Origin of the sequence: Cohnella baijiui, from assembly GCF_020731285.1 — a bacterium.
Lineage (GTDB): Bacteria > Bacillota > Bacilli > Paenibacillales > Paenibacillaceae > Cohnella.
Map to the genome: position 1 here is coordinate 1 of NZ_JAJFOW010000226.1, position 293 is coordinate 293.

Genomic DNA, 293 nt, shown 5'->3' on the forward strand with positions numbered 1-293 from the left:
TAATCATTTGTGTCGCTTCGTCTTCTTTTAAGCCACGGCTCATCAGGTAGAAGAGCTGCTCTTCACTTACTTTCGATACTGTTGCTTCGTGTTCAAGTGTAATATTCTTATTCAAGATTTCATTGTATGGAATGGTATCAGAAGTTGACAGCTTATCAAGAATGATGGTATCGCACTTCACATTAGACTTGGAGCCTTCAGACTTACGGCCAAAGTTCGCAAGACCGCGGTACGTTACTTTACCGCCATGCTTACTAATACTCTTCGATACGATGGTAGAGCTGCAATCCGGT

At 42.3% G+C, this 293-nt stretch carries 1 protein-coding gene; it reads right to left on the bottom strand.

Annotated features, from left to right (window positions below):
• A partial coding sequence (locus LKX83_RS32410; RefSeq protein ID WP_227887391.1) for a SufB/SufD family protein occupies positions 1-293 on the bottom strand: 293 nt, incomplete at both ends.